Below are 4,541 nucleotides of genomic sequence, written 5' to 3'. Positions count from 1 at the left end.
TTCCCGCTTTTCTATGGCCGGCAAAAAGTGCAGCCATAGAAAGAGCTGCACTTTTACCCCTCACGCAAGCCGCAGTTCGACACTATTTCCGATTGAAAAACAAAAAATAATACAGATGAAACTCTATAAAAAAGAAAGCGTTCAACACGTAAATGCAAGTTTAGAGGACTGTTGGGCTTTTTTTTCCAGTCCAAGAAACCTTCAGAAAATCACCCCTGAAACAATGGGTTTCGAAATCACCGATTTCGACAATAAATCCATGTATGCAGGACAAATAATACAATACAAAGTGTCTCCTCTTTTGGGCTTAAAATTGCCTTGGGTAACCGAAATCACATTCGTTAAGGAAAACAGTTATTTCATCGACGAGCAGCGTTTTGGGCCGTATGCTTTGTGGCACCACAAACACTTTTTTGAAGCCACGGAAAACGGCACTAAAATGACCGATTTGGTTCATTACGCCCTGCCTTTGGGTTTCATTGGTCGCATCATGAATATGCTGATAGTTAAAAACAAGCTGAAAGATATTTTTGAGCATAGGCGCGTCATGGTTGATAAAATGTTTAATTCTAAATAATGGAAAAGCAAAAAGTTTTCTTCTTTTGGTTCAGACGCGATTTGCGCCTGGAGGATAATGTGGGACTATTTCATGCATTGCAGTCCAAATATCCAGTGATTCCGCTATTCATTTTTGATGATTTGATATTGGAGAGTTTGCCAAAAAACGATGCTAGGGTCAGTTTTATCCACGATTCCCTTTTGAAAATAAGCGGCAAGCTGCAAGAAACAGGAAGTTCCCTTTTAGTAAGAAAGGGACAAACTATCGACGTTTGGAAATCACTTTTAGGAGAATATGATGTCAAGGAAGTCTTCTTCAACAAAGACTACGAGCCGTATGCGATAACTCGGGATACAGCCATTTGTGATTTATTGGAAAAAAATAATATAGTTTCCTATTCTTTTAAAGATCAGGTGATCTTTGAAGAGAAGGAAATCACTAAAGCAGACGGGTTACCATACACGATCTATACGCCGTACAAAAATAAGTGGCTGGAGAAATACAGATCAATGGCTCCAGTTCGGGAATATGATACGGAGACTCATTTTTCTAACTTTCATAAAAGCAGCTTTGTTTTTCCAACTTTGAAAGAAATAGGCTTCGAAGAAAGCACTATAAAAGTAAGATCTCACAACTTAAAATTCATTGTAAAGTACCAAGACATAAGGGACTTTCCCGCTTTGGACCAAACCTCTTACCTATCACCGCATTTGCGTTTTGGGACGGTAAGCATTCGGAAATTAGTCAATTGGGCATTTCACAAAAACGATGTCTTTTTGAGCGAATTGATATGGAGGGAGTTTTTTATGCAAATTCTGTTCAGTTTCCCTAAAGTGGTCACCCACAACTTCAAATCTGCCTATGACGGAATCCAGTGGCGAAATGATGAGGAAGATTTCAAGCGCTGGTGCAGCGGAACCACGGGATATCCTATGGTTGATGCGGGAATGCGGCAACTCAACGAAACAGGGTATATGCACAATCGAGTGCGGATGGTTACTGCGAGTTTTCTTTGCAAGCATTTACTAATACAATGGCAATGGGGGGAAGCTTATTTTGCCGAAAAATTACTGGATTATGACATGTCGGCAAATGTGGGGAACTGGCAATGGGCAGCGGGAACCGGTTGCGATTCGGCGCCCTATTTTAGGGTATTCAATCCGGAGATTCAGCAAAAGAAATTTGACAAAGACGGAATCTACATCAGGAAATGGATTAAGGAATTCGATTTTGGCTACGGTGAGCCCATGGTGGAACACGCCATGGCCAGAGACAGGGCAATTGCTACCTACAAAGCGGGTATTCTTAAATGAGTCTTTTAAACATATAAGTCATGTAAGTTTTTTTAATGTTTTATGGAATGAAGGACAAAAAATAAACCAATAAGTGATTAAATTTCATGTAGCTATTGATAACTTAATGATTCTTAATTCCTTAATGGTTCAAGTTCAATTGTTACTAGTCTTTTTTTGATAGACAAAACACTTGTTTTTTTTAACTTATATGACTTATATGGTTAAAAATCTAATGGACTAATTTTTCCAGCATTCCCTTAAATATAAACCCATGAAAAGGCCAAACGGAATACCAATACAGTTTGCCCCATAATCCTCTAGGTCTGAATGTCGCGGTCTGATATAGGACGTTGTTGACAATTTTAAACTCCAGCCATGCCTCTCCGGGTAATTTCATTTCTGCAAACAGAACCAGTTTACCTTCCTCTTTATTGGCGTACAGTACGCGCCAAAAATCGAGAGCGTCGCCAGCGTGTATGTCTTTCTTATGTGTTCGCCCTCTACGGGAACCGACACCGCCATACAATTTGTCTATAAACCCGCGCAATCCCCATAGCCAATCCCCATAATACCAGCCCGTATCTCCGCCAATGGACCAGATTTTGTTTATGGTGTATTCCCTGTCTTTTATTTCCATTTTCCTCCGGTCAATAAAACAGTCTTTTTCAGGAATGATAAGGTGTTCAGACATATTGGTATTAAAACGCCCGCTGACTAAGGAGTCTTTCCAGCTGGAGGCCACCTTATCTTCATCCACTTTCACCAAAGCCCTCGATACAGCCTCTTGATAGGACATGGGCTCGATCTTCAATAAATCATTAATTCGTCGGTCCCTACATATGACTTCGACTTTCATGCTACTCACCAGAGCTGACGCTAATTTATAGGATGTTGATGTCACGAAATAAAGCCAGTAGGATGATAATTTCGGGGTCATAACCGGAACGGTGAAAATCCAACGTTTTAAATTTTTTGCCTTTGCAAAACCCAACAACATTTCTTTGTAGGTAAGAATGTCGGGCCCACCAATATCAAAATTTTGATTGTAGGTCAATGGGTTAAGTAATGATTTTGACAGGAAGGCAAGCACATCTGCAATTGCTATGGGTTGGCATTTTGTATTTAGCCATTTTGGTGCAATCATGATAGGGAGTTTGTTGACCAAATCCCTAATGATTTCAAATGAAGCGCTTCCTGAACCAACTATAATCCCTGCCCTGAGTGCGGTCATCGCATAATTTCCTGAACTTAAAATGTCCTCCACATTTTTTCTCGACGATAAATGTTTGGAAAGAGATTTGTCATTGACAATTCCGGTAAGGTAAATTACTTGTTTGGCATCCGTTTGATTGATGCGTTGCACAAAATTTTTTGCCGAAATGCTTTCTAACTCATCATAATTGTCAGACGAGCTCGACATGGAATGGATGAGGTAGTAGGCCGCGTCAATGTCTGGCGGTATTGCCGATAGCGTTTCTTCTTTAAGGAAATCGACTTCTATTACTTCAATATTCTTTTCAAATTCTTTAGGGGTGTAAAACCTGTTTTTATCTCTAACGCAACAAACGATTTCGTGACCTTGTTCTACCAAAATCGGTAATAGTCGTTTTCCGATATATCCTGTTGCGCCGGTTAAGAGAATTTTCATCATTGGTTTTATTAAAGTACTTAAAGTTAACTCAATTTATTCGAAACCAGACTTATAAATTCTTTTCTTGTTTTATCTTTCTCGAACGCTCCCGTAAAAGAGGACGTGGTTGTCACCGAATTTTGTTTTTGGATTCCTCGCATTTGCATGCACATGTGTTGCGCTTCAATGACAACAGCTACTCCAAGAGGGTTTAGGGCTTCCTGAATGCAATTCTCTATTTGGTCCGTCAGCCTTTCTTGTACCTGCATTCTTCTAGCAAAGGCATCCACTATTCTGGGAATTTTACTTAATCCTACAATCTGTCCATTTGGGATGTATGCTATATGCGCTTTACCGAAAAAAGGCAACATATGATGCTCACACATGGAATATACCTCAATGTCTTTTACCACAATCATTTGTTTGTGGTCCTCCGTAAACATTGCTGATTTTAGGATTTCTAAGGGGTCTAATCCGTAACCGTGAGTCAGATATTGCATTGCTTTTGCCACTCGCTCCGGAGTTTTTTCAAGTCCTTCTCTTGCTATGTCTTCTTCTAAATCGGCTATTATTGTTTTGTAGTTATCGGCAAGTGATGCGGTTAATTCTTCGTCATATTGCTCGATTTTCTCGTAACTTCTGGTTTGTTTGGCTATCATTTGTTTGGCTAATATTTATTTTATTTTTAAATTTTGAATGTGACGATGCCGTAATCCATTTCGAAAACTTGTCCGGATATGGATTTAGCTTTTTCCGAAATCAAGAAATCAACCATCCCGGCTACTTCCTGCGGTTTGAGGTAATTTTTCATTGGATGGCGTTCCACCATGTTTTCTCTCATTCGATCATTCCTCAGAATTCCTGCGGAAAGAGTGGTTTCGGTAATCGTGGGAGCAATGGCATTGATGCGTACTATCGATGCCAATTCTGCCCCCAACGATTTCACCAATCCTTCAACGCCTGCTTTTGCCGTAGCAATACTGGCATGAAAAGGCATTCCCAGTTTTATGGCAACGGTACTAAACAGTACTATAGAAGGATCAGTTCCTTTTTTTAG

5 protein-coding genes are annotated in these 4,541 nt (G+C 39.9%); 2 read left to right on the top strand and 3 right to left on the bottom strand.

Translation table 11 applies throughout. The features are described from left to right. The first annotated feature begins 115 nt into the window (after positions 1–115). Together VIH09_RS00395 and VIH09_RS00390 are read left to right on the top strand one after the other, a co-directional pair. Positions 116–577, top strand: coding sequence for an SRPBCC family protein (locus VIH09_RS00395; protein WP_331576740.1), 462 nt, complete (start codon positions 116–118; stop codon positions 575–577). Beyond that, positions 577–1,872, top strand: a complete 1,296-nt coding sequence (locus VIH09_RS00390) for a deoxyribodipyrimidine photo-lyase (RefSeq protein WP_331576738.1) — start codon at positions 577–579, stop codon at positions 1,870–1,872. The genes VIH09_RS00395 and VIH09_RS00390 overlap by 1 nt, the downstream gene beginning before the upstream one ends. Before the next feature lie 211 nt (positions 1,873–2,083). Here VIH09_RS00390 and VIH09_RS00385 read toward each other — a convergent pair whose 3' ends face one another. The 3 genes from VIH09_RS00385 to VIH09_RS00375 form a co-directional block, all read right to left on the bottom strand. Continuing rightward, entirely contained in the window at positions 2,084–3,502 is a 1,419-nt protein-coding gene (locus tag VIH09_RS00385) for an SDR family oxidoreductase (RefSeq protein WP_331576742.1), read from the bottom strand. A 26-nt stretch (positions 3,503–3,528) separates the two neighbouring features. Further along, positions 3,529–4,143, bottom strand: a complete 615-nt coding sequence (gene folE, locus VIH09_RS00380) for a GTP cyclohydrolase I FolE (RefSeq protein WP_331576736.1) — start codon at positions 4,141–4,143, stop codon at positions 3,529–3,531. A 26-nt stretch (positions 4,144–4,169) separates the two neighbouring features. Next, the coding region (locus VIH09_RS00375) for an SDR family NAD(P)-dependent oxidoreductase (RefSeq protein WP_331576734.1) at positions 4,170–4,541 on the bottom strand (372 nt) is incomplete at its 5' end.

Origin of the sequence: Flavobacterium sp. (assembly GCF_036515215.1) — a bacterium.
In the GTDB taxonomy this organism is placed as follows: Bacteria; Bacteroidota; Bacteroidia; order Flavobacteriales; family Flavobacteriaceae; genus Flavobacterium.
The sequence above is the reverse complement of the archived record's forward strand: the minus strand, read 5'-3'. Positions and strand labels throughout refer to the sequence as shown.